Origin of the sequence: Corynebacterium suedekumii, assembly GCF_030252185.1 — a bacterium.
In the GTDB taxonomy this organism is placed as follows: Bacteria; Actinomycetota; Actinomycetes; order Mycobacteriales; family Mycobacteriaceae; genus Corynebacterium; species Corynebacterium suedekumii.
Map to the genome: position 1 here is coordinate 2,363,680 of NZ_CP126970.1, position 21,785 is coordinate 2,385,464.

24 protein-coding genes and 1 pseudogene are annotated in these 21,785 nt (G+C 68.6%); 12 read left to right on the forward strand and 13 right to left on the reverse strand.

Translation table 11 applies throughout. The annotated features are described in order from the left end of the window. Positions 1-42: 42 nt before the first annotated feature. The 3 genes from QP029_RS11850 (at position 43) to QP029_RS11860 (ending at position 3,216) form a co-directional block, all read left to right on the forward strand. Complete coding sequence (locus tag QP029_RS11850; protein ID WP_432418682.1) at positions 43-636, forward strand: DUF3000 domain-containing protein; 594 nt, start codon at positions 43-45, stop codon at positions 634-636. A gap of 11 nt (positions 637-647) precedes the next feature. Then, a complete protein-coding gene (locus tag QP029_RS11855; protein WP_284874476.1) occupies positions 648-1,847 on the forward strand; it encodes a ribonuclease D in 1,200 nt (399 codons plus the stop codon). A gap of 67 nt (positions 1,848-1,914) precedes the next feature. Next, on the forward strand, positions 1,915-3,216 hold the full coding sequence (locus tag QP029_RS11860) for an HNH endonuclease signature motif containing protein (RefSeq protein ID WP_284874477.1): 1,302 nt from the start codon (positions 1,915-1,917) through the stop codon (positions 3,214-3,216). On the opposite strand, the gene dxs is transcribed toward QP029_RS11860, so the two are convergent. The 4 genes and pseudogenes from dxs to dut form a co-directional block, all read right to left on the reverse strand. Further along, on the reverse strand, positions 3,182-5,071 hold the full coding sequence (dxs, locus tag QP029_RS11865) for a 1-deoxy-D-xylulose-5-phosphate synthase (RefSeq protein ID WP_284874478.1): 1,890 nt from the start codon (positions 5,069-5,071) through the stop codon (positions 3,182-3,184). The two genes, QP029_RS11860 and dxs, sit on opposite strands and share 35 nt — an antisense overlap. 46 nt (positions 5,072-5,117) lie before the next feature. Further along, the gene (locus QP029_RS11870) at positions 5,118-6,347 is read right to left on the reverse strand and encodes a class I SAM-dependent RNA methyltransferase (RefSeq protein WP_284874479.1); all 1,230 of its coding nucleotides are present in this window, start codon (positions 6,345-6,347) and stop codon (positions 5,118-5,120) included. 2 nt (positions 6,348-6,349) lie between these two features. Continuing rightward, positions 6,350-7,003, reverse strand: a pseudogene (locus QP029_RS11875) (DUF3710 domain-containing protein); the annotation flags it as partial. A 16-nt stretch (positions 7,004-7,019) separates the two neighbouring features. Then, a complete protein-coding gene (dut, locus tag QP029_RS11880; protein WP_284874480.1) occupies positions 7,020-7,475 on the reverse strand; it encodes a dUTP diphosphatase in 456 nt (151 codons plus the stop codon). A 46-nt stretch (positions 7,476-7,521) separates the two neighbouring features. On the opposite strand from dut, the gene QP029_RS11885 reads away from it, so the two are divergent. Continuing rightward, a complete protein-coding gene (locus QP029_RS11885; protein WP_284874481.1) occupies positions 7,522-8,025 on the forward strand; it encodes a DUF3093 domain-containing protein in 504 nt (167 codons plus the stop codon). Here the strand turns inward: QP029_RS11885 and QP029_RS11890 are convergent. Then, complete coding sequence (locus tag QP029_RS11890) at positions 8,022-8,315, reverse strand: DUF4193 domain-containing protein (protein WP_284874482.1); 294 nt, start codon at positions 8,313-8,315, stop codon at positions 8,022-8,024. The genes QP029_RS11885 and QP029_RS11890 overlap by 4 nt on opposite strands. A 96-nt stretch (positions 8,316-8,411) precedes the next feature. Further along, on the reverse strand, positions 8,412-9,227 hold the full coding sequence (locus QP029_RS11895; protein WP_284874483.1) for an inositol monophosphatase family protein: 816 nt from the start codon (positions 9,225-9,227) through the stop codon (positions 8,412-8,414). A 36-nt stretch (positions 9,228-9,263) separates the two neighbouring features. Between QP029_RS11895 and ppgK the strand changes: the two genes are divergently transcribed. Both ppgK and QP029_RS11905 read left to right on the forward strand, forming a co-directional pair. Next, positions 9,264-10,016 carry a polyphosphate--glucose phosphotransferase gene (gene ppgK, locus QP029_RS11900; protein ID WP_284874484.1) on the forward strand — a complete coding sequence of 251 codons (753 nt, stop codon included), beginning with the start codon at positions 9,264-9,266 and terminating at the stop codon, positions 10,014-10,016. A gap of 120 nt (positions 10,017-10,136) precedes the next feature. Then, positions 10,137-11,462, forward strand: a complete 1,326-nt coding sequence (locus QP029_RS11905; RefSeq protein ID WP_284874485.1) for an RNA polymerase sigma factor — start codon at positions 10,137-10,139, stop codon at positions 11,460-11,462. On the opposite strand, the gene QP029_RS11910 is transcribed toward QP029_RS11905, so the two are convergent. The 6 genes from QP029_RS11910 to QP029_RS11935 are packed head-to-tail and all read right to left on the reverse strand — an operon-like array spanning position 11,459 to position 15,468. Then, a complete protein-coding gene (locus tag QP029_RS11910; RefSeq protein ID WP_284874486.1) occupies positions 11,459-11,968 on the reverse strand; it encodes a DUF418 domain-containing protein in 510 nt (169 codons plus the stop codon). The genes QP029_RS11905 and QP029_RS11910 overlap by 4 nt on opposite strands. Further along, positions 11,914-12,660 (reverse strand): DUF418 domain-containing protein, encoded by a 747-nt coding sequence (locus QP029_RS11915; protein WP_284874487.1) that lies wholly within the window; start codon positions 12,658-12,660, stop codon positions 11,914-11,916. The genes QP029_RS11910 and QP029_RS11915 overlap by 55 nt, the downstream gene beginning before the upstream one ends. Next, complete coding sequence (locus tag QP029_RS11920; RefSeq protein WP_284874488.1) at positions 12,641-13,138, reverse strand: DUF4190 domain-containing protein; 498 nt, start codon at positions 13,136-13,138, stop codon at positions 12,641-12,643. Before QP029_RS11920 ends, QP029_RS11915 begins: the two co-directional genes overlap by 20 nt. 58 nt (positions 13,139-13,196) lie before the next feature. Next, positions 13,197-13,541, reverse strand: a complete 345-nt coding sequence (locus QP029_RS11925) for a hypothetical protein (protein ID WP_284874489.1) — start codon at positions 13,539-13,541, stop codon at positions 13,197-13,199. Then, a complete protein-coding gene (locus QP029_RS11930; protein WP_284874490.1) occupies positions 13,538-15,232 on the reverse strand; it encodes a DEAD/DEAH box helicase in 1,695 nt (564 codons plus the stop codon). Before QP029_RS11930 ends, QP029_RS11925 begins: the two co-directional genes overlap by 4 nt. Further along, positions 15,229-15,468: a DUF3039 domain-containing protein gene (locus tag QP029_RS11935; RefSeq protein WP_284874491.1), complete on the reverse strand. Its 240-nt coding sequence runs from the start codon at positions 15,466-15,468 to the stop codon at positions 15,229-15,231. Before QP029_RS11935 ends, QP029_RS11930 begins: the two co-directional genes overlap by 4 nt. A gap of 57 nt (positions 15,469-15,525) precedes the next feature. On the opposite strand from QP029_RS11935, the gene QP029_RS11940 reads away from it, so the two are divergent. The 6 genes from QP029_RS11940 (at position 15,526) to galE (ending at position 20,712) form a co-directional block, all read left to right on the forward strand. Next, complete coding sequence (locus tag QP029_RS11940) at positions 15,526-15,927, forward strand: DUF3099 domain-containing protein (RefSeq protein WP_284874492.1); 402 nt, start codon at positions 15,526-15,528, stop codon at positions 15,925-15,927. Next, a complete protein-coding gene (locus QP029_RS11945; protein WP_284874493.1) occupies positions 15,924-17,420 on the forward strand; it encodes a DUF7782 domain-containing protein in 1,497 nt (498 codons plus the stop codon). Before QP029_RS11940 ends, QP029_RS11945 begins: the two co-directional genes overlap by 4 nt. Beyond that, on the forward strand, positions 17,417-17,839 hold the full coding sequence (gene dtd / locus QP029_RS11950; protein WP_284874494.1) for a D-aminoacyl-tRNA deacylase: 423 nt from the start codon (positions 17,417-17,419) through the stop codon (positions 17,837-17,839). Before QP029_RS11945 ends, dtd begins: the two co-directional genes overlap by 4 nt. A gap of 78 nt (positions 17,840-17,917) precedes the next feature. Then, the gene (locus QP029_RS11955) at positions 17,918-18,910 is read left to right on the forward strand and encodes a sigma-70 family RNA polymerase sigma factor (RefSeq protein ID WP_284874495.1); all 993 of its coding nucleotides are present in this window, start codon (positions 17,918-17,920) and stop codon (positions 18,908-18,910) included. A 125-nt stretch (positions 18,911-19,035) separates the two neighbouring features. Further along, positions 19,036-19,719 (forward strand): metal-dependent transcriptional regulator, encoded by a 684-nt coding sequence (locus tag QP029_RS11960; protein ID WP_284874496.1) that lies wholly within the window; start codon positions 19,036-19,038, stop codon positions 19,717-19,719. Positions 19,720-19,728: 9 nt separating this feature from the next. Further along, the gene (gene galE, locus QP029_RS11965) at positions 19,729-20,712 is read left to right on the forward strand and encodes a UDP-glucose 4-epimerase GalE (RefSeq protein ID WP_284874497.1); all 984 of its coding nucleotides are present in this window, start codon (positions 19,729-19,731) and stop codon (positions 20,710-20,712) included. On the opposite strand, the gene QP029_RS11970 is transcribed toward galE, so the two are convergent. Continuing rightward, complete coding sequence (locus QP029_RS11970; protein WP_284874498.1) at positions 20,694-21,758, reverse strand: DUF4192 domain-containing protein; 1,065 nt, start codon at positions 21,756-21,758, stop codon at positions 20,694-20,696. The genes galE and QP029_RS11970 overlap by 19 nt on opposite strands. Between the last annotated feature and the right edge of the window lie 27 nt (positions 21,759-21,785).

Below are 21,785 nucleotides of genomic sequence, written 5' to 3' on the forward strand. Positions count from 1 at the left end.
GCCTTACCCTGCCGCACCAGGTCAGGTGGTTACCTTGGGAACGTGTTCAACGACGCCACCCCGACGCACCTGCCGACCAACTCCGGCAACTCCACTCCGCCGGCATTCACCCAGGCAGTTGAGTCCATGCACGCCGCACAGCTGCGCCCCGAGATCACCCTCGGAACGATCCGCCCGCCGCAGCGCCTCGCCCCCTTCAGCCACGCTGTGGGCCTGGAGGTGGAACGCGATGAGCAGGACACCGACTCCGGTGACGCCTTCGGCCGTCTCATCCTCCTCCACGACCCCGGTGCGGAGGAGGCCTGGGACGGGGCGATGCGACTGGTGGCCTACATCCAGGCCGACATGGAGCATGAACTCGCGTCCGACCCGCTGCTGCCGGACGTCGCCTGGGAGTGGTTGACGGAGGCGCTCGCCGACACCGGCGCCACCCTCACCAACCTCGGCGGCACCGTCACCGCCACCGCGTCCGTCCGGTTCGGCGAGATCGGCGGCCCGCCGCGCTCCCACCAGCTGGAGATGCGCGCCTCCTGGACCGCCGAGGCACTCGACCTCACCCCCCACGTCCTCGCATTCTCCCGCGTGCTGGCCAACGTCGCCGGTCTTCCGCCTGAGGGAGTCACGCGCCTCGGTTAGGCTCTGAGACCATGGATCTCCCCTCCGGCGGGGTACCGCCGCTCATCGACACCCCGGCCGGCTTCCACGCGGCCGCCTCCGCCCTGGCCGCCGGGCAGGGACCCATCGCCGTCGACACCGAACGCGCCTCCGGCTTCCGTTACGACGACCGCGCCTTCCTCCTGCAGATCCGCCGCCGCGGCGTCGGCACGCTCCTCCTCGACCCGGAGGGCCACCGCGACGACCTCACCGCCGCGCTGGCCCCCGTCCTCAGTGGTGCCGACTGGGTCATCCACGCGGCCGCCTCCGACCTGCCCTGCCTCGCCTGGCTCGGCCTCTACCCCGGCTCCCTGTTCGACACCGAACTAGCCAGCCGCCTCGCCGGATTCGACCACGTCAACCTCGCCGCCATGACCGAGCAGATCTTCGACGTCCACCTCCGCAAGGGCCACGGCGCCGAGGACTGGTCACAACGCCCCCTCCCCGAGAACTGGCTCGCCTACGCCGCACTCGACGTCGAACTCCTCCTCGACCTTGCCGAGGCCATGGCGGAGATCCTCGACGCCCAGGGCAAACTCGACTGGGCCACCGAGGAATTCGAGCACATCCGCGCCACCCACGCCGACATCACCGAGCCCGCCTCCACCACCTGGCAGGACACCAAGGGAGTCTCCACCCTCACCCGGCCCGAACAACTGGCCGTCGCGCGTGAACTCTGGCTGGCCCGGGAGACCATCGCGGTGGACAATGACCGTGCCGTCTCCCGCGTCCTGCCCAACAAGGTGCTCGTCGAGGTCGCCCGGACACTGCCGGACACCCCCGCCCAACTCGCCCGGGTGCGGGGCTTCCCGGGGCGACGGAAGTCGGCGACCAGCTTCTGGTTCCAGATCCTCACCCGTGCCCGCGCCTCCGATCCCGCGACCTGGCCGGCCCGGCAGCGTCCCGACCGGGGCACCCCCTCCCACCAGACCTGGGCCCGAGACTATCCGGAGGCGCACGGGCGGCTGGTGGCAGCCCGGGAGGCACTCGCCGACCTGGCCGTCGAGGTCTCCGTCCCGACGGAGAATCTGCTCCGCCCCGCCGTCCTCCGCGCCGCCGTGTGGGAGTCGACCCAGACCACGCTCAGCCCCATGGATCTCGCTGATTTCCTCAGCGACCACGAGGCGCGGGCCTGGCAGTTGGAGCTGGCCATGCCGCTGCTCAGCCCACTGCTCACCCCCGTCCGGGGTTAACCGACGGGGTCGGTGTCGGAGGGTGCTCCTAGGGTGATGGTCGAACACCTGATCCAACCCTTCGGAGGTGTCCACCTTGACCGCCTTCTACTCCCACACCAGTCCCGACAACCCACTCGCCGCCGCCTCGCTCGCCGTGGAGATCGCCGACCACAGTCGCTGGCGCGCCCTGCACACCGCCCTTGACCCGACCCTCGACGTCGCCGCCTACTGCGCCTCCGTCGCCCGCGTCACCGGCATGGGCGCCGGCTACATCCAGGACAACCTCGACGCCATCACCACCCTCGACGAACTTCCCCGCCTGCGGGCCCTGCAGGCCGAGCTGCACCACATCGACATGTGCCGCCTGCGCACCATCGACCGCGCCCTCGCCGTGGCGGACCGCGCCTACTTAGCCGACGTCGACGAGGAACTGGTCCGTTTCCTCACCCCCACCCGACCCAACCAGCTCATGCCCTCCGCCCGGAAGATCCGGACCTTCATCTCCGATCTCCTGCTTCTGCTCGATGACACCCTCGGCCCCGACGAACCGGACCCGACCCCACCGACCGAGTTCTATCACCTCGCCTTCAACGATGACGGCTCCGCCGATCTCAGCGCACATGTCGACGAGGTCACCGGCCTCGAGATCGACGCCTGTGTCCGCAAACTCGCCGCCCGCGAGAACCTCAGCATGGCCCAGGCCCTGCACCGGTTGGTCACCGGCGATGACGGAGTGCAGGTGATCCTCAACGTCTACCGGGCCACCGACATCCCCGATGCCCCGGCCTATCTCCCACGGGTCGGCTGGCTGAATGCCCGGGTCTCCACGGTGCTGGTCGAGCGTGCCGGTCGGGAGCGCGACATGGCCGACGCCGCCGAGGTGAGCACGGCGGCCTACGTGACCCCCGCAGACCTGGAGGCCTTCCTCGAGGGGCGCGACGGGGTGTGCCAGTTCCCCGGCTGTCAGGTCGACGCCACCTTCTGCGACAACGACCACACCGTCAACCACGGGGATGGCGGGCCCACTGACTCGAACAACATGCTCAAGCTGTGCCGGCGCCACCACAATCTCAAGACCTCCGGTCGGGTGGCCTATGTCCGCCACGGCGAAGAGGTGATCTGGCTGCTCGGTGACGGCACCTGGCTCAGCGACACCCCGTCGGGGCCGTTGTCCACGGAGTCGAAGCTGTGGCTGCGCACCTTCGACCAGCGCCGTCAGGCGCGCAATGACCGAGCGCGGGCGGAATCGCAGAGCCGGAAGGTACCGCCCCCGCCGGACCCGGACCTCCCGGAGTGTCTGCTTCCCCGTCCCCGCAAGTCAGAGCCCGAGGAATGGCTCCGGCGGGCCCGGATCAGTTTTCAGTGGAGGGAGCCAGCCACCTGTTGATGGAGTCGACGACACCGTCGACGTCGAGCCCGACCTCCGCGAGGAGCTCACTGCGAGAGGAGTGCAACGGGAACACATCCGGGAACGCCAGCCGGCGCAGCGGAGTGTCCACCTCGGCGGCCGACAGGGCCTCCGAGATCAGCGACCCCACGCCACCGCGGACGATGCCGTCCTCGAGCACGACGACCAGGTCATGGTCATCCGCCATGGCCACGATCGACTGTGCGACGGGGACGATCCACCGCGGGTCGACGACGGTGACGTTGACGCCTTCGAGCCGCTCGGCCGCCGCGAGTGCGGTGCCGACGAAGGAGCCGACGGCGATGAGGAGGACGTCGACCGCGTCGTCAGAAGAGTCGGAGTACCGGAGGATGTCCACCCCGTCCTCCAGGCGCATGAGTTCCTCGTGCTCCTCCGGGAGAGCACCTTTCGGGTAGCGGACGACCGTGGGACCGTCGGACACCTCGAGCGCCTCGTGGAACAGCTCCCGCAGTTGGCCACCGTCACGGGGTGCGGCCACCTTGATGCCGGGGACGATGGAGGTGATCGCCATGTCCCACACGCCGTTGTGGCTGGCGCCGTCGGAGCCGGTGACGCCGGCCCGGTCGAGGACGAAGGTGACGGGGAGGTCGAGGAGGGCGACGTCGAGAAGCATCTGGTCGAACGCCCGGTTGAGGAAGGTCGAGTAGATGGCCACCACCGGGTGCAGGCCGCCCAGGGCGAGGCCGGCGGCGGAGGTGACGGCGTGCTGCTCGGCGATGCCCACATCGTAGAAGCGCTCGGGGAACCGCTCCGCGAAGGCGGCCAGGCCGGTGGGGCCGGCCATGGCGGCGGTGATGGCGACGATGTCTTCCCGCTGCTCGGCGGCCAGGATGACCTCCTGGGCGAAGATGCTCGTCCAGTCGGGCGCGGCCTCCGCCACGGGAATTCCGGTCACCGGGTCGATGATGCCGGTGGCGTGCATCTGGTCGGCGACGTCATTGACCGCGGGAGCGAAGCCGTGGCCTTTCTCCGTGACCACGTGGACGATGATGGGGCCCTCGTAGTTGCGGGCGTAGGTCATCGCGTTGAGGACCTGGTCCATGTCGTGACCGTTGACGGGGCCGATGTACTTCATGCCCAGTTCCGGGAACATCTCGGTGGGAATGACCTGGGACTTCACGCCCTCTTTGAAGGCCTGGAGGGCCTCGAAGGTGCGCTCGCCGACCCAGCCCATGGACTTGAGGGTCTTCTTGCCGTGGTCCATGATCTCGTCGTAGCTGCGCTGCATGCGCAACATGGCGAGGTTGGTGGCGAAGCCACCGATCGTCGGCGAGTAGGAACGGCCGTTGTCGTTGACCACAACGACCACGTTGCGGTCCTGGCCGGGGGCGATGTTGTTGAGCGCCTCCCAGCACATTCCGCCGGTGAGCGCCCCGTCGCCGACGACAGCGACGACGTTGCGGTCGCCTCGGCCGGTCAGCGACAGTGCCTTGGCCAGGCCGTCGGCGTAGGACAGGGACGCGGAGGCGTGGGAGGATTCGGTCCAGTCGTGCTCCGACTCCGTCCGGGCGGTGTAACCGGAGATTCCGCCCTTCTGCCGGAGGGTGTCGAACTTGTCCGCGCGCCCCGTGAGGATCTTGTGCACGTACGACTGGTGGGAGGTGTCGAATATGAAGGGATCCTCGGGCGAGTCGAACACCCGGTGCAGGGCGATCGTCAGCTCGACGACACCGAGGTTGGGTCCGAGGTGACCGCCGGTGGCGGAGACCTTCTCCACGAGAAGCTGTCGGATCTCTGCCGCCAGCTCGACGAGCTGCGACTCATCGAGGCGCTTGAGGTCGGCGGGCGACGACAGTCCACTGAGAAGTCCCATGGGTATCCGATCGTCTCCTTCTGTCGTTGAACGGTATCCAGCCATGTTACCCGGACTGTTTCCCGGGATTCAGTTCGGCGACGATCTCGAAGTGGTGTGTCCCGGGGAAGGCGTTGACCACGGCCAACCGGATGAGCTGGTAGCCAGCGGCACCCCAGGCGGCGATGTCCCGGGAGAAGGTCGCGGGGTCGCAGCCGATGTGGATGACGGTCTCGGGGGCCTCGGCGGCGACTGCGGTCACCACCTCGTCCCCGGCGCCGGTGCGCGGCGGATCGAGCACGACCACCCGCGGTGTCGGCAGCGTGGCGACGGCCGCCTCCACCCGCCTGTTGTGCCGCTCCACGCGGTAGGGGGCGAGGCCCTCCTGCGCCAGCTCCGCTGCCGCCGGGGAGTAGTCCACGGAGTGGATGACCGGGGTGCCGCCGAGACTGTCGGCGATGGCAGGGATGAACAGGCCGACGCCGCCGTAGAGGTCCCAGCCGATCTGCTCATCGGCCTCGGAGTCGGGCAGGTCGGCGAGCCAGCGCCGGATGACGCCGGTGTAGGCGTCGGGGGCGTTGGTGTGGGCCTGCCAGAAGGCGGTCGCGGGGAAGCGGAAGGTGTGGCCGTCGGCATGCTCGGTGACGGTGCCGGTGCCCTCGAGCACATCGGTGACCCTCTCCACCCGGCGTCCGCGGGGGGCGCGGCGGGTCTCCACGACGTGGCGCTGGCCCTCGCTGTCCAGGACGGCGACCACCTCGGCGCCGGGGGTGAAGCGGCGGTCGCCGATGAGACCGTCGAGAAGCCCGTCGACGACCTGGGTGCAGGCGACCGGGACGATGTCGTTGGAACCGCGGGCGCGGAAACCGGCGCGGCCCTGCTCATCAACGCCGAGACGGACGCGGGTGCGCCAGCCGCGGGCAGGCAGCAGGTCAATCGGTTCAATTCGTGGCAGGTCAGCGACTCGGCCGAGGCGGGTGAGCTGGCCGGTGAGGATGCCGGCCTTGAGGTCGAGCTCCCGGGTGGGGTCGAGATCACCGAAGTCGCAGCAGCCGGCACCGGCGGCGGCCGCCGGGCAGGCCTGTTCGACGCGGAAGGGACCGGCCTCGACGACCGAATCGGTCTCAGCGCGGGCGAAGTTCTTCTTCACCCTGGTGATGGTGGCGGTGACGGTGTCACCGGGGTAGGCACCGCGGACGAAGACGACGCGACCGTCGATCTCGGCGATGCCCTCACCGCCGTGGGCCATCCGGGTGATGTGCAGGTCCCGGGTGGTGCCCTTGTCGAGTTCGGTCACTTCTGCTGCTCATTTCGCTGTTGCATGGCCTGCTGCACCTGGGCGACCAGCTGCTGGGGCAGGACGACGGGCAGGGAGTTGCCCGCCAGAATGGGGTTGTCGCCGCGGTAGACGAAGGTGCGGGCGGTGATCTCCCGGGTCAGGTCACGCAGGCCATCGGCCTTGTCGTGCGGGGCGGTGGCGGTCATGCGCAGCATCCAGCGCGGTCCCTCCACACCGATGACCCGGATGGCGCCGTGCTCCCCCGTGCCCACGACCTCGGGGCCCCAGGGGCCCTGCTCGACGTCGACGGTGAGGCCGTCGCCGATCATGCCCTGGGTGATCTGCTCGGTGGATTCGCTCCACTGGCCGGCGGAACGCGGGGCGGCGAACGCGACGGGGGTGACCCGGCCGAACTCGGTGACGAGGTGGACCATCTTCGGGCCGGCGTCGCCCATCTCGACCTGCACCTGGGAGTTCTTCGGCAGGGGGATCTTCATCGACCCGAGGTTGAGCAGACCCAGGGAGAAGTCCGTGAAGTCGAACTCCTCGATGGCGACGGTATCTCCGTCGAAGGGGCCGGTGACCGGTCCCTGTTCCTCCGGAACCTCCGGGGTTTCGTCTGAGTAGGTCGACTCCGGCTCGTCGTTGTTCTTGCCGAATGGCCACAGTGCCATCAGTCATCTCCTCGTTCTAGTGTGTCGGCCCCACTGTACCGGTCGACCCGTGGCCCCCCTCGCCCCGGACGGTCTCGTCCAGTTCGTCGACCTCGACGAAGTCGACGAGCTCGACCCGCTGGATGACCAGCTGGGCGATGCGCATGCCGCGGGTGACGGTGATGGGGGTGTCGCGGTCGAGGTTGATCAGGCAGACCTTGACCTCCCCGCGGTAGTCGGCGTCGATGGTGCCGGGGGCGTTGACTATGCTCAGACCCTCCCGCGCCGCCAGCCCGGAACGCGGATGGACGAGCCCGACGGTGCCCAGCGGCAGGGCGAGGGCGATGCCGGTGCCCACCAGCGCGCGCTCCCCCGGTGCCAGGACGACGTCGGAGGTGGCGAAGAGGTCGGCGCCGGCGTCACCACGGTGGGCGCGCACGGGCAGCGGCAGGTCCTTGTCCAGGCGGAGGATCTTCACAGAATTTTCAGTCACGGCCACCAATCTACCGGGCATTTCCGGTGCAGTAGAGTGGGCAGGCGTGAGTGACACCGATTCTTCAGTTCTCTACCGCGAGCGCCAGTGGGTCCCCGTCTACTGGTGGATTCTGGCCGGACTACTGGTAGCGCTGACCACCGCGCAGCTGGCCAATAACCGGAACATCTGGTGGTTGATCGTCCCCGCCGTGGTGCTCACCGCGGCGGCGGTGTGGGTGCTGGTGTCATGGTCGTCGACGACGGTGACCGTCGAACAGGACCCGGACGGGACGAAGTGGCTCAACGTGAGGTCGGCGTCCCTGCCGGATGATGTGGTGTCACGGTCCCTGGCGGTGCCGGCGACCGCGAAGCGCAACGCGATGGGTCGCCAGCTGGACCCCGCGGCGTTCGTGGTGTCCCACGGGTGGGTGCACGAAATGGTGATGCTGGTGCTCGATGACCCGGAGGACCCCACCCCCTACTGGCTCATCAGCACCCGGAACCCCGAGGCGCTGCTGGAGGCCTTCCTGCCGGAGCAGACGGAGACCTCCCTGGCGCACTACCGCTAGGCGCAGTCGAGACAGACCTCGGAGCCGTCCGGCTCGGTGTGGGACTTGAGGTTGTTGCGCTGCACCAGGAAGCAGATCGAGCAGGTGAACTCGTTCGACTGCTTGGGCACGACGGTGACGTTGAGCTCTTCGCCGGTCAGGTCCACGGCCGGCAGCTCGAAGGGCTCGACGATGTCTCCGTCGTCGTCGATGCCGGGATTCTGATTCTCAGCGGCCTTGAGGCCCTCGAGGGAATCGGTCTCCAGCTCGTCCTCGACGCGGCGGCGCGGGGCATCGTAATCGGTGGCCATGAATCATCGTCCTTATGTCGTGGTGACCTACATGTCTGGGCGCATAGTAAGCGCTAATTGCGTTTCTGTCATACCCACAGGTCAGAACTAATAAATTCACCTTCCCAACGAAGTGAATACACCGGCTTCCGTGAGCACGGATGTCAGAGCCGGTGCCAGGGGTCCGGCGGCGACGAAGGTGACCTCCCCGAGGGAGCCGGGTGTGGACAGGCGGGGCACCCGCGCCACGGCACCGGATTCGCGGGCGATGACCAGTCCCGCGGCGTAGTCCCAGCAGTTGATCCCGTGCTCGTAGTAGGCGTCGACGCTGCCCTCGGCGACCCGGCAGAGGTCGAGGGCCGCGGCCCCCATCCGCCGGATGTCCCGGACCTGCGGGAGGATGCGGGTGAGCAGCTCGGCCTGCGCGCGGCGTCGCGACGCCGAGTAGGAGAACCCGGTAGCGAGCAGCGCCCGCGAGGGGTCCTCGACGGTGGTGCACCGCAGCGGCTGCCCGTCCCGGGTGGCGCCCTCCCCCGCGGCTGCAGAGTAGACGACTCCGGTGGCGGCGTTGACCACTGCCCCGGCGACGACCTCGCCGTCGACGGCGGCCGCGATGGACACCGCGTACTCGGGGATGCCGTAGAGGAAGTTCACCGTCCCGTCGATGGGGTCCACCACCCAGGACACCCCGCTTCTCGACGCCCGCTCGTTCCCCTCCTCCCCGATCAGCCCGTCGTCGGGCCGCAGCTCCGCCAGGCGGGTGGCGATGTGCTCCTCTGCCATCGTGTCCACCACGGTCACGGGGTCCACCGAGGACGACTTCGTCGCCATCACCTCCCGGGTGGTGCTGGACCGGATCAGTGCCGCGGTCTCCTGCGCGATGAGGACGGCAGTGTCTCTAAGGTCTCGAAGGTCGCCGAGCTGTGAGTTCATGAGCCCATTGTGCCCGTGATTTGTACACTGGTCGCCATGGAGCAGATCGGCTACGGCATTGACATCGGCGGTTCCGGCATCAAGGGTGCCCGGGTCAACCTCGAGACCGGCGAATTCGCCGACGACCGCATCAGGATCAAGACCCCGAAACCGGCGACCCCGGATGCGGTGGCCGCGACGGTCGCGGAGATCCTCACGAAGGCCGAGTGGGACGGACCCGTCGGCATCGCGATCCCCTCGGTGATCAAGGGCCAGGTCGCGTTGACGGCCGCGAACATCGACCCGTCATGGATCGGCACCGACGTCCACGAACTGTTCGGCCGGCACCTCGACGAACGGGAGATCAGCGTGCTCAACGACGCCGACGCCGCAGGCCTGGCCGAGGTGGCCTTCGGCGACCCCGTTGCACGGACCGGGTCAGTCATCTTCCTCACCCTCGGCACCGGTATCGGCTCCGCGTTCATCACCGACGGGCATCTCTTCCCCAACACCGAACTCGGCCACATGATCATCGGCCGATACGAGGCGGAGAAGCGGGCCTCCTCCGCCGCGAAGGACCGCGAGGAGCTCAGCTTCAAGAAGTGGGGAAAGCGCCTGTCCAAGGTCCTCGCCGAATATGAGCGCCTGTTCAACCCCACCGCGTTCGTGGTGGGGGGCGGCATCAGCCGCGACCACGCCAAATGGATCGACCATGTCTCGGTGGACACGCCGGTCGTGCCGGCCACCCTGCGCAACCGGGCAGGTATTGTCGGCGCAGCGATGGCCGTCCGTGAGCACCTGACTCCTTAGTCGGGCAATGTGACCGGTCGGGAATAGTTGCCCTATACTGGGCGGTTGACCGTGACGGCAGTGACCCCATGTTGAGGGCACTGGCGCACACGAACGAATGAGCAAGTCGAAAGGGCGTACGTGGCAGCCACAGATTCTTCAGACAAGGCACTGGACGGTACCGAGGACACTCCGGTGAAGAAGGCCGCCCGTAAGGTGGCCAAGAAGACGGCGCGCAAGGCCGCCAAGAAAACGGCCAAGAAGACGACCCGCAAGACCGCGCGGAAGGCGACGAAGAAGACGGACGCCCCCGCTGCCGTCGACGCTGAAGCTCCGGAGGTCGCGGAGGACGGGGAGTTCGAGCCGGAGATCGCCAACGACGAGGACTTCGAGGAGCCCGCCCTCGACGAGGAGGAACTCGGCGAGGACGCTGAGGAGGAGGAAGAAGAGGAGGACGAGGGTGCGTCCGTCTGGGACGAGGACGAGTCCGCCACCCTCCGCCAGGCCCGCAAGGACGCGGAGCTGACCGCCTCCGCCGACTCGGTCCGCGCCTACCTCAAGCAGATCGGCAAGGTCGCGCTGCTCAACGCCGAGCAGGAGGTGTCCCTGGCCAAGCGCATCGAGGCCGGTCTCTACGCCACCTACCGCATGGAACAGATGGAGTCCGCTTTCGCTGACGGCGACAAGGACGCCAAGCTCACTCCTGCGGTCAAGCGTGACCTGCGCGCGATCGCCCGCGACGGCCGTAAGGCGAAGAACCACCTGCTGGAGGCCAACCTCCGTCTCGTCGTCTCCCTGGCCAAGCGCTACACCGGCCGCGGCATGGCGTTCCTGGACCTCATCCAGGAAGGCAACCTCGGTCTCATCCGCGCGGTGGAGAAGTTCGACTACACCAAGGGCTACAAGTTCTCCACCTATGCCACGTGGTGGATCCGGCAGGCCATCACCCGCGCCATGGCCGACCAGGCCCGCACCATCCGTATCCCGGTGCACATGGTGGAGGTCATCAACAAGCTGGGTCGTATCCAGCGTGAGCTGCTGCAGGATCTGGGCCGCGAGCCCACTCCGCAGGAGCTGGCCAAGGAGATGGACATAACCGAGGAGAAGGTCCTCGAGATCCAGCAGTACGCCCGCGAGCCCATCTCCCTGGACCAGACCATCGGCGACGAGGGTGACTCTCAGCTCGGTGACTTCATCGAGGACTCGGAGGCGGTTGTCGCTGTCGACGCCGTGTCCTTCACCCTCCTCCAGGATCAGCTGCAGGACGTCCTGCAGACCCTGTCCGAGCGTGAGGCGGGTGTGGTCAAGCTGCGCTTCGGCCTCACCGACGGCATGCCGCGGACCCTGGACGAGATCGGCCAGGTCTACGGCGTGACGCGTGAGCGCATCCGGCAGATCGAGTCGAAGACGATGTCCAAGCTCCGGCACCCGTCGCGATCGCAGGTGCTGCGCGACTACCTGGACTAGAGTCCGCCCCTGCCGTAGGCGAGACGGCGGTGCAGCCACTCGAAGGGGCCTGGCCATCCGGCCAGGTCCCCTACGTATGCCAGGACCAGGGTGATCAGCCACACCAGGAAGGCTATGCCCATCTGGGTGAGTACGCCGGACCCGATGCCCCACCCGAGGGTGAACGGCTGGGTGAGGACGAGAAACAGGAACGACTGCATGATGTAGCCACTCATGGAGCGTCGACCCAGCGCCGTCACGGCCCGGACGGGGACGGACGGGCGGTAGGAGCCGGCGTCGATACGCTCCTGGATGCCACGGCACGCCAGCGCGATGGCGGCGAGGATGCCGGGACCGGTGAGCATGCCCACGCCGCCGTTGACGACGGAGAAGAACGCCTCCAGGTTCCCGGGCAGGACGCCGACGGCGGCCAGGCCCCACGGCAGGCCGACCAGGAGGATGACGGCCACCGTCACCGCGACCCAACGGCGCAGCAGCGTCGCGTGTGCGTCAAGGTCGGCGAGCACTCCCTCCGGGCCCAGACGAAACCGATGATCATCAGCGGCAGCAGCATGCCGACGGTGACGGGCAGTGCCATGAGCTGGGACCCGCCGACGACGAGGTTGGTGCGCAGGTAGCCGAGGTAGGAGGAGTTGTCGGCGATGTCGCCGAGCCCGAAGGCCATGAGGTCGGGCACCAGTGCCATCACCACGGCACCGGCGGTGGTGAAGGCGATCTGAATGCCGATGAGCACCCACGCGATGATCATGAGCGTGCGGTCCTTGAGCGAGATCATCGTCGCCAGCACCATCGCGCCGAGGCCGTAGGAGACCATGATGTCGCCGAAGAACAGCAGCACCAGGTGGACGAGGCCGAACACCGCCAGCAGCCCGTAGCGGCGCAGCAGCACCGTCCGGGCCCTCGGCAGCGGATAGTTCCGCCGCCACAGGCTCATGGTGATGAGGCCGACTCCGAAGCCCAGCAGGGTGGTGAACATCGGCAGTCCTCGGACGTGGACGAACATCGCCGAGAACACCACGGCCAGATTCTCCAGGACACTCCCCTGCCCGTACACCCCACCGAAATGCTCGGCGTAGGAGGCGTCGGTGGTGAGGATCCACGCGGTGGAGATGTTCGCCAGGGCAATGCCCAGCAGAGCGATGCCCCGGGCGATGTCCGGGGTGGCGTAGCGGATCCGGCTAGGCGTTGGAGAGGTCATTGAGGGCCTGGTCGACACATGCCTGCTGGGCGGCCGGGTCAGTGAGGGTGAAGCAGTCCATGACGCCGGACTCGGAGAGGAACACAGTGATCACCACCCAGAACAGGACGGACAGCACCAGCGCGATGATCGACAGGACCAGCGCCGTGATGGACATGCCCTTCCGCGCGTACGGGCCGGTGATCTTCCGGGACTTCACCAGCGCCACGATGGCGAGAATGAGGGCGATGAGTGCGACCGGGGCGGCGAAGGCGGTGAGGAAGATGCTCACCGTCATCACCAGCGCCAGGATGGACACACCGAGGGCCCACGGGGCCACCCCGTTCCGGGCGGCGTCGACCGCCCAGTTACCGGCCGGCGGGGCGTCGTAGGTGCTCTGGTACCCGCCGTAGTTGTCCTGCGGCGGAGTCTGGCCCGGGGTTTCCGGGTAGCGGTAGGCGTCGTAGTTCGGCTGATTCGGATCGTTCGGAGTGGTCATCGCCGGGTCCTTTCGGGTTGATAAGTGCCTGTCCCAGGGTAACCAATCGGCACCGACTTTACGGGGTACCCCGGATCGCGTCGATGCACTCCTGCCGGGCGACGGGGTCGGAACCCCAGCACTCGGGGAGTTCCGTCATCCCCAGGTAGTACAGCACCACGGCCCAGAGGAGGGCGGAGATGACCAGCGCGATGAGCGAGCAGATGATCGCCGTGACCGAGGACCCGGTGCGTGCCAGCGGGCCCGGGATCCGCCGGGAGCGGACCACGGCAACGACGCCGAGGATGAGGGACACCAGCGCCACCGGCAGGGCGAACAGCGTGCCCACCAGGCTCAGTGCCAGGCCCAGAGACACCAGGGACAGCGCGAGTGCCCAGGGCGCCACCGAGTTCTGCTGCATCACCAGCGCCGGAGGTAGGCGATGCGGTCGCGCAGCTGCTCGGCGGTGCACATCGCGGTGGGCGGTCCACCGCAGGCGTTGCGGGCCTCGGTGTGGATCGCGCCGTGCGGGCGCCCGGTGCGGCCGGCGGTGATGGAGACCAGCGCGTTGAGTTCCTTCTTCAACTGGGGGATCTCGGCGCTGGCGACGCGTTCCGACGCCTGCCGGTTCCCCTCCGACGGTTCCGTCGCCGCGGCATCGCGGGCGTCGAGCTGTTCCTCCTGGCGCTTGCGCAGCAGGGCACGCATCTGCTCGGCGTCGAGCAGGCCGGGCAGGCCGAGGTAGTCCGCCTCCTCCTCGGAACCCGCGATGGTGGCGGTGCCGTAGGTCGAACCGTCGTAGATGAGCGAGTCCAGTTCGGCCTCGGCGCCGAGGGACTCGTAGCCCTTCTCCTCGTCCGGCTCGTTCTGCTCCCGGTTGGCCTCCGCGAGGGCCTCGTCGTCCCAGCCCTCCTTGGGTCGGTCGGGTTTGCCCAGGACGTGGTCGCGGGAGGTCTCCAGTTTGGCGGCCAGGTCCAGCAGGACGGGCACGGAGGGCAGGAACACGCTCGCGGTCTCACCGGGCATGCGCGAACGCACGAAACGGCCGATGGCCTGGGCGAAGAACAACGGGGTGGACGCGGAGGTGGCGTAGACGCCGACGGCGAGCCGCGGGACGTCGACACCCTCGGACACCATGCGGACGGCGACCATCCATTCGTCGGTGGAGTCGCTGAACTCCTTGATGCGGTCGGAGGAGCCGGGTTCGTCGGAGAGGATGACGGCGACCGGGGTGCTCGACAACGTCGACAGAATCCTCGCGTAGGCCCGCGCGGTCGTCGTGTCCGTGGCGATGACCAGCCCACCGGCGTCCGGCATGTTGCGGCGCAGCTGCTGCAGCCGGGTGTGGGCGGCGCTGAGGACGGCCGGGATCCAGTCGCCCTTCGGGTCCAGGGCCGTCTTCCACGCGCGCGCCGTCTGCTCGGGGTTGAGCGGCTCACCCAGGCGGGCGGCGTACTCCTCACCGGCGCTGTCCCGCCAGCGGGCCTCACCGGAGTAGGCGAGGAACACCACGGGGCGGACGACGCCGTCGCGCAGCGCGTCCGAGTAGCCGTAGGTGTGGTCGGCGCGAGAGACGAGGTGACCCTCCCCGTCCTGCTCGTAGCGGACGAAGGGGATCTGCGAGTCGTCCGAGCGGAACGGGGTACCGGTCAGGGCGAGCCGGTGCTCGGCGTCGTCGTAGGCCTCCCGGATGCCGTCGCCCCAGCTCTTGGCGTCACCGCCGTGGTGGATCTCGTCGAGGATGACCAGGGTGCGCTTGGCTGTGGCCACCGCCCGGTGCTTGAAGGGGTGCATGGCCACCTGGGCGTAGGTGACCACGACACCGTCGTAGGCCGGGTTGACCGCGGAGGAGTTGGTGAACCTGGGGTCCAGCGACAGACCGACCCGGGCGGCGGCTGCCGACCACTGCACCTTGAGGTGCTCGGTGGGGACGACGACGATGACGCGGTCGACGGTGCGGTTCGACGTCAGCTCGGTGGCCACCCGCAGGGCGAAGGTCGTCTTACCCGCGCCCGGGGTCGCCACCGCCAGGAAGTCCTTCGGTTTGTGCAGCAGGTACTTGGTCAGCGCCGCCCGCTGCCAGGCGCGCAGCTGCCCCGTTGCTCCCCCACTCACTTCTTGCGCAGACCCTGGTAGATCCGTTCGCAGTCGGGGCACACCGGGGAGCCCGGCTTGGCCTGCTTGGTCACCGGGAAGGTCTCACCGCACAGGGCGACGACCATTTTGCCGCTCACGGCGGAGTCGACGATCTGGTTCTTCTTGACGTAGTGGAAGAACTTCGGGGTGCCGTCGTCGAGCTGGGTGTCTTCGGTGACGTCTGGGCGTTCGATGGTCTTCGTACTCGTTCTCACCCGTCCCATCATGCCCCACGATCTCGGTTTCCGGCACATGGGGGCTACCCTGACCGTATGGACGAGCAGACCGGTCACAGGAGCCCACGCTGGGGTCGGCGCCGCGCGGAGCTGATCACCGATGCCCGCCGTTCCCCGTCCGACGACCGGCACCACCGGGAGAAGGCCTACGCCTGGATCCAGGGCCTGCGCATCCCGTTTCTGCTGCTCAGCATGATGACGTACCTGTGGTGGGAGAACTGGATCATCTCCGCGGCCCTGTTCGTCATCTCCGTCCCCCTGCCGTGGATCGCCGTGGTCGTGGCCAACGGCCGGGGTGAACCGCGGGACAAACGGGCCGGCAACGTGTACAAGCCGGCGCTGGCCCGGGAGCAGCAACAGCAGTTCGAGCTGGAGAACCGACGGCAGCGGGAACTGCCGGAGCACCATGACACGATCGACCACGAGGAGAACCCGTGAGCCGTACCCCCGTCACCGATCTCGCGGCGGAGTTGACCGCGTTCTTCGCCGAGGCGGGTTTCACCGCCGACGGCCTGGCCGCCCATCTCGGGCCCGACGCCCTCGATGCGTTGTACCGGGGTGAACCCGCCGCGGTCCGGTACGCGACCGCCGACGACTCCGCCCTGTCCGGTCTCATCCGGGCGTTCATCCTCCGGGATCCGCTGCCCGCGACCGCACTCGCCGATCTGGTGGGCGCCTCCCTCGCCGCCCGGCTTATCGACGCCCGCGTCGCCCACGCCGATCCCCACGGCACCGTCCGCCTCGCACTGGACATCCGTCCCCACGTCATCGTGGGCGAGGACCGCTGGGTGTTCTCCGACCCGGACGCCGCGCTGACCGTCCGGGTCCCCGGCCCCGACCATGTCCTCGGCGTCGGCGCCGCGAGTCTTTCCCTGCTGCAGTCCACCCCGGTCACGCCGGTGGACTCCGTCCTCGACCTGGGCACCGGTTCCGGTGTGCAGGCCCTGGGGCAGCTCGGTGCGGCGGTCACCGCCACCGACGTCCACCCCCGCGCCCTCGATCTGGCGGAGGCCACCTTCGCCGGGGCGGGTGCCGACGTGGAGCTGCTCGAGGGCCCCTGGTTCGAGCCCGTCGCCGGCCGGCGTTTCGACCGGATCGTGGCCAACCCACCCTTCGTCGTCGGCCTGCCCGAGGTCGGCCACGTCTACCGCGACTCCGGCCTCAACCTCGACGGCGCCAGCGAACTCGTCATCTCGCAGGCCCCGGAGCACCTCACCGACGGTGGCACCGCCCACCTCCTCGCCGCCTGGGTGCACACCCATGAGCAGTCCTGGCAGCAGCGGGTGGCCTCCTGGCTGCCCGACACCGGCGTGGCGGCGTGGATCATCGAACGCGACTGCGCGGACCCGGCCCTGTACGTGGGCACCTGGCTCCGCGACGAGTCCATCGACCCCCGCTCCCCCGAGGCCGACGAACGCACCCGCGCCTGGCTGGCGCATTTCGACGCCCACGGGGTCACCGGCATCGGTTTCGGTTTCGTGGCCATCCGCATGATCGGCGACCAGCCCTCCGAGATCCTCGCCGAGGAGATGCCGCAGAGTTTCACCGACCCCCTCGGCCCCGAGGTCGAGGAGTACTTCGAACGGACCGCCTGGCTGCGGGACCGGACCACCGACGAGATCGCCGACGCGCGTTTCCGGCCCCGCCCGGGCCTGGCCCGGGAGGAGATCTCGGTGCCGGACGAGGACGCCGGTGTCGGATTCACCCGCGCCGCACTCCGCCTGACCCGGACGGACGGGCCACGGTGGAGCCACGACGTCGATACGCATCTGGCCGCGATCGTCGCCGGCCTGCACCCGCAGGGACTGAGCCTGCGGGAGACTGCCGAGCTCTACGCCATGGCCAACGGCCTGGATGAGCAGTCGCTGGTCAGTGCCGCCGTCCCCGCCGTCGTCGACCTTGTCCGGCACGGCCTGGTGATGCCGGCATGAGGGCCGTGCTCAGCCGGGTCAGCTCCGCCTCCGTGACCGTCGACGGCGAGGTGGTCGGCGCCATCGACGGCGGGCTGCTGGCGCTGGTCGGGGTCGGGCGCGAGGACGCCGACGGCGCCTGGGAGACCATGGTGCGCAAGATCGCCGAGCTGCGCATCCTCGACGGCGAACGCGGCGTCGAGGAGTCCGGCGCCTCCGTGCTGCTGGTCAGCCAGTTCACGCTCCACGGGCAGACACGCAAGGGCCGCCGCCCCAGCTGGTCCGACGCCGCCCCCGGCGAGATCGCCGAACCGGTGATCACCCGCATCGCCGACGGGCTGCGCGCCCGTGGCATCCACGTCGAACAGGGCAGATTCGGCGCCATGATGCAGGTCGCCTCCGTCAACGAGGGACCCTTCACCGTACTGGTGGAATGCTGATCCGTCGGTCCCGGGAACTATTTCGTTACGCATGGCGTTGTACCTGTAAGACCGGCGAGACTACAGGAGGCTTCACACATGACCAACCCTTCCCTGCAGGACACGGACGTAGAAGAGACCCGCGACCGCGGCAGCCGTCGCGGGCAGACCAATGACAATCCGTCTGCAGACCTGGTCCGGGTCTATCTCAACGGGATCGGCAAGACCGCCCTGCTCACCGCCGAGGACGAGGTCGAACTCGCCCAGCGCATCGAGGTCGGCCTCTACGCCGACCACCTCCTCCACAACTCGGAGGAACCCCTCACCCGCGCCATGAAGCGCGACCTGAAGGTCCTGGTCAAGGAGGGCAACAAGGCCCGCGCCCACCTGCTGGAGGCCAACCTCCGTCTGGTCGTCTCCCTGGCCAAGCGCTACACCGGCCGCGGCATGCCGCTGCTGGACCTCATCCAGGAGGGCAACCTCGGTCTCATCCGCGCGATGGAGAAGTTCGACTACGCCAAGGGATTCAAGTTCTCCACCTACGCCACCTGGTGGATCCGCCAGGCCATCACCCGTGGCATGGCCGACCAGTCCCGCACCATCCGGCTCCCCGTCCACCTGGTGGAGCAGGTGAACAAGCTCTCCCGCATCAAGCGCGAGCTCTACCAGTCCCTCGGCCGGGAGGCCACCAACGAGGAACTGGCGGAGGAGTCCGGCATCGACGAATCCAAGATCGAGATGCTGCTGCGCCAGTCCCGCGACCCGGTGAGCCTGGACATGCCCGTCGGCGCCGACGAAGAGGCCCCACTGGGTGACTTCATCGAGGACGCGGAGGCCACCGACGCGGAGACCGCCGTCGTCGCCTCGATGCGTCACTCCGACATCCGCTCCGTCCTGGCCACCCTCGAGGAGCGGGAGCAGGACGTCATCCGTCTGCGCTACGGCCTGGATGACGGGGTGCCGCGCACACTCGACCAGATCGGCCGCCGCTTCGGGCTCTCCCGGGAACGCGTGCGCCAGATCGAGCGCGAAGTGATGAGCAAGCTGCGTGACGGCCGCCGCGCCGACCGTCTGCGTGAGTACGCCCTGTAGCCACCGCCCTGTCGCCTCCTGCCCGTCGCCTCGTGCGGCGGGCTTTTCCATCCCCGGTGGGAGGGCTTTTTAGGATAGGGTTAATCGAGTTGTGTCTTGACTTCACTGCAGAAAGGTTCCCGGACGTGAAGGACTTGGTCGATACCACCGAGATGTATCTGCGGACCATCTACGAGCTCGAGGAAGAGGGCATCACCCCGCTGCGTGCCCGCATCGCCGAGCGCCTCGAGCAGTCCGGCCCCACGGTCAGCCAGACCGTCGCCCGCATGGAGCGCGACGACCTCGTCGTCGTCCGGCCGGACCGCAGCCTCGAGATGACCCAGGAGGGTCGCCGGCTGGCCACCGCCGTGATGCGCAAGCACCGCCTGGCGGAGCGTCTGCTCACCGACATCCTCGGCCTGGACATCCACCAGGTCCATGACGAGGCGTGCCGCTGGGAGCACGTGATGAGCGAGGCCGTCGAGCAGCGCGTGGTCGCTGTCCTCGGTGACGCCAGCCGGTCCCCCTTCGGCAACCCGATCCCGGGGCTGGAGGGCCTGGGCGTGCACGGTTCGCTCCAGGACACGGAGTTCGGCATCCGCGCGGTCGACCTGGCGGAGGGCCGTCCGGTCGAGGCGCGCATCGTGCAGCTCAACGAGATCCTGCAGGTGGACGCGGAGCAGTTCGCGCAGCTGCATGACGCCGGCATCACCGTCGGTTCCACCGTCACCGTGGTCAACGACAACGGCACCGTCCGCATCAGCTCGGGTAACCGCGAGGTGGAGATCAACTCCGATCTCGCCCACGCCATCCGCATCGAACGCGTCTAGGGGACCGGCATGAAGCTTCTCATCACCGGCGGTGCCGGGTACGTCGGCAGTGTGTGTGCCACCGTCCTGCTCGAGGCCGGCCACGATGTCACCGTCATCGACAACTTCACCACCGGCAACCGTGAGGCCGTGCCCGCCGGCGCCCGTCTCGTCGAGGGGGATGTCGCGGACGTCGCCGACGAGGTGCTCGCCGACGGCGGTTTCGACGGTGTGGTCCACTTCGCCGCCCGCTCCCTGGTCGGCGAGTCCATGGTCAGGCCGGAGGAGTACTGGCAGCACAACGTGGTGACCACGCTGCGCCTGCTCGACGCCATGCGAGCCCACGGGGTGGACAACCTGGTGTTCTCCTCCACCGCCGCCACCTACGGTGAGCCGGAGCAGGTGCCCATCACCGAGGACATGCCGACCGCGCCGACCAACCCCTACGGGGCGACGAAGCTGGCCATCGACCACGCCATCACCTCCTACGCCGCCGCCCATGGTCTGGGTGCGACGAGCCTGCGTTACTTCAACGTGGCCGGCGCCTACGGCGAGGTCGGTGAGAACCGGGAGATCGAGACCCACCTCATCCCCCTGGTGCTGCAGGTCGCACTCGGCCACCGGGAGAAGATCTCCGTGTTCGGCGATGACTGGCCCACCAAGGACGGCACCGCGGTGCGCGACTACATCCACGTCCGCGACCTGGCGGACGCCCACGTCCTGGCCCTGGAGTCGAACACCCCCGGGACCCACCGGATCTTCAACCTCGGGTCCGGAGACGGGTATTCGGTGGCCGAGGTCATCGCCGCCTGCCGGGAGGTCACCGGGCATCCCATCCCGGCGGAGAATGCGCCACGCCGAGCCGGCGATCCGGCCACGCTCATCGCCTCCTCCGAGCGGGCCCATGAAGAACTCGGCTGGCGGCCCAGCCGCACCGACCTGCGCACCATCGTCGAGGACGCGTGGGCGTTCACCAGCCGGCTCGGCGACCGCGCCTACTCGGCCCGCCGGTAGAGCCCGTAGCGGTCCCGGACCATGCGGCTGCCCTCGTGCAGCGCGTAGAGGAGGGTGCTGTACGCCCCTGCCTGGCACGGGCCGATCATGAGGTGGGTCAGCGAATGGTCCTCCTTCTCCGCCGCTGACGCCATAAGCGCCGGCATGGCGCGCACCGACATCTCGATCCCGATGGCGGCCAGGGCGTAGAGACACAGTGCGTTGCAGCGGATGGTCCCGCCGAAGGTGCGGGCCACCGCCAGCATGAGCCGCGCGGCGGGTGGGGCGTGGTCGAGGACGTCGCCCATGGCGGCGTCGCGAAGCTCGATGCCCGCGAGGATCGTCGCGGTGGCCACGAGCACCTCCTCGTCGGCCATGAGCTCCTCCACGCTGGTCTCCTGATCGGCAATCTCGGCGAGGATGTGCCGGAAATCGAGGATGACGTCACGCACCGTGCCCGGACTGGTCTGCAGCTCAGCGGCGTAGGAGTGGGCGAATCGGGCCAGGACATCGATCTCCGACTCCTCGAAGGTGGGGTTGTAGCGGGCGACGTGATCGAGGTGTTCGTCCCGGGTCAGGTCGGGCAGTTCCCCCTGGACGAGGAACGGGGCCATCGCCTCGGCCTGGGTCACCGGTGCCACGACCCCACTGCTCCACTCCGGCTCCGGGATGTCCGGGCCGAAGACGAGGGCGAAGGGTTCACCGGTGAGGACGCGGCGGACCGCCCAGCAGGAGGAGATGTCGATGAGTCCGACCTCGGCGACGGCAAAGAGCTCGTCGACGATGAGCTCGAGGTCCTCGTCGTCGCGCCCGGTGATGAGGAAGCCGAAGACGAGGTCGAGTTTGTGGCGGTCGAGGTGGTCGGCGATCTCCGGCAGCACCCCGAGATCGTCGAGGTCGATCCGCAGGACGGGCCCGAGGGTGAAGCGGGAGGAGCGGGGGCCGGTGGCGGTGAAACCGATGAGGACGAGCGAGTCCTCCGGGTAGAAGCCGAGCAGGGCGGGCAGGTTGGCGATGAGTTGTCCGGGTGTCTGGATGGGCTGGGTGGAGCTGGTGGCGGTGGTCATGCCCTTGAGCATCGTGTGCAGCGGCGG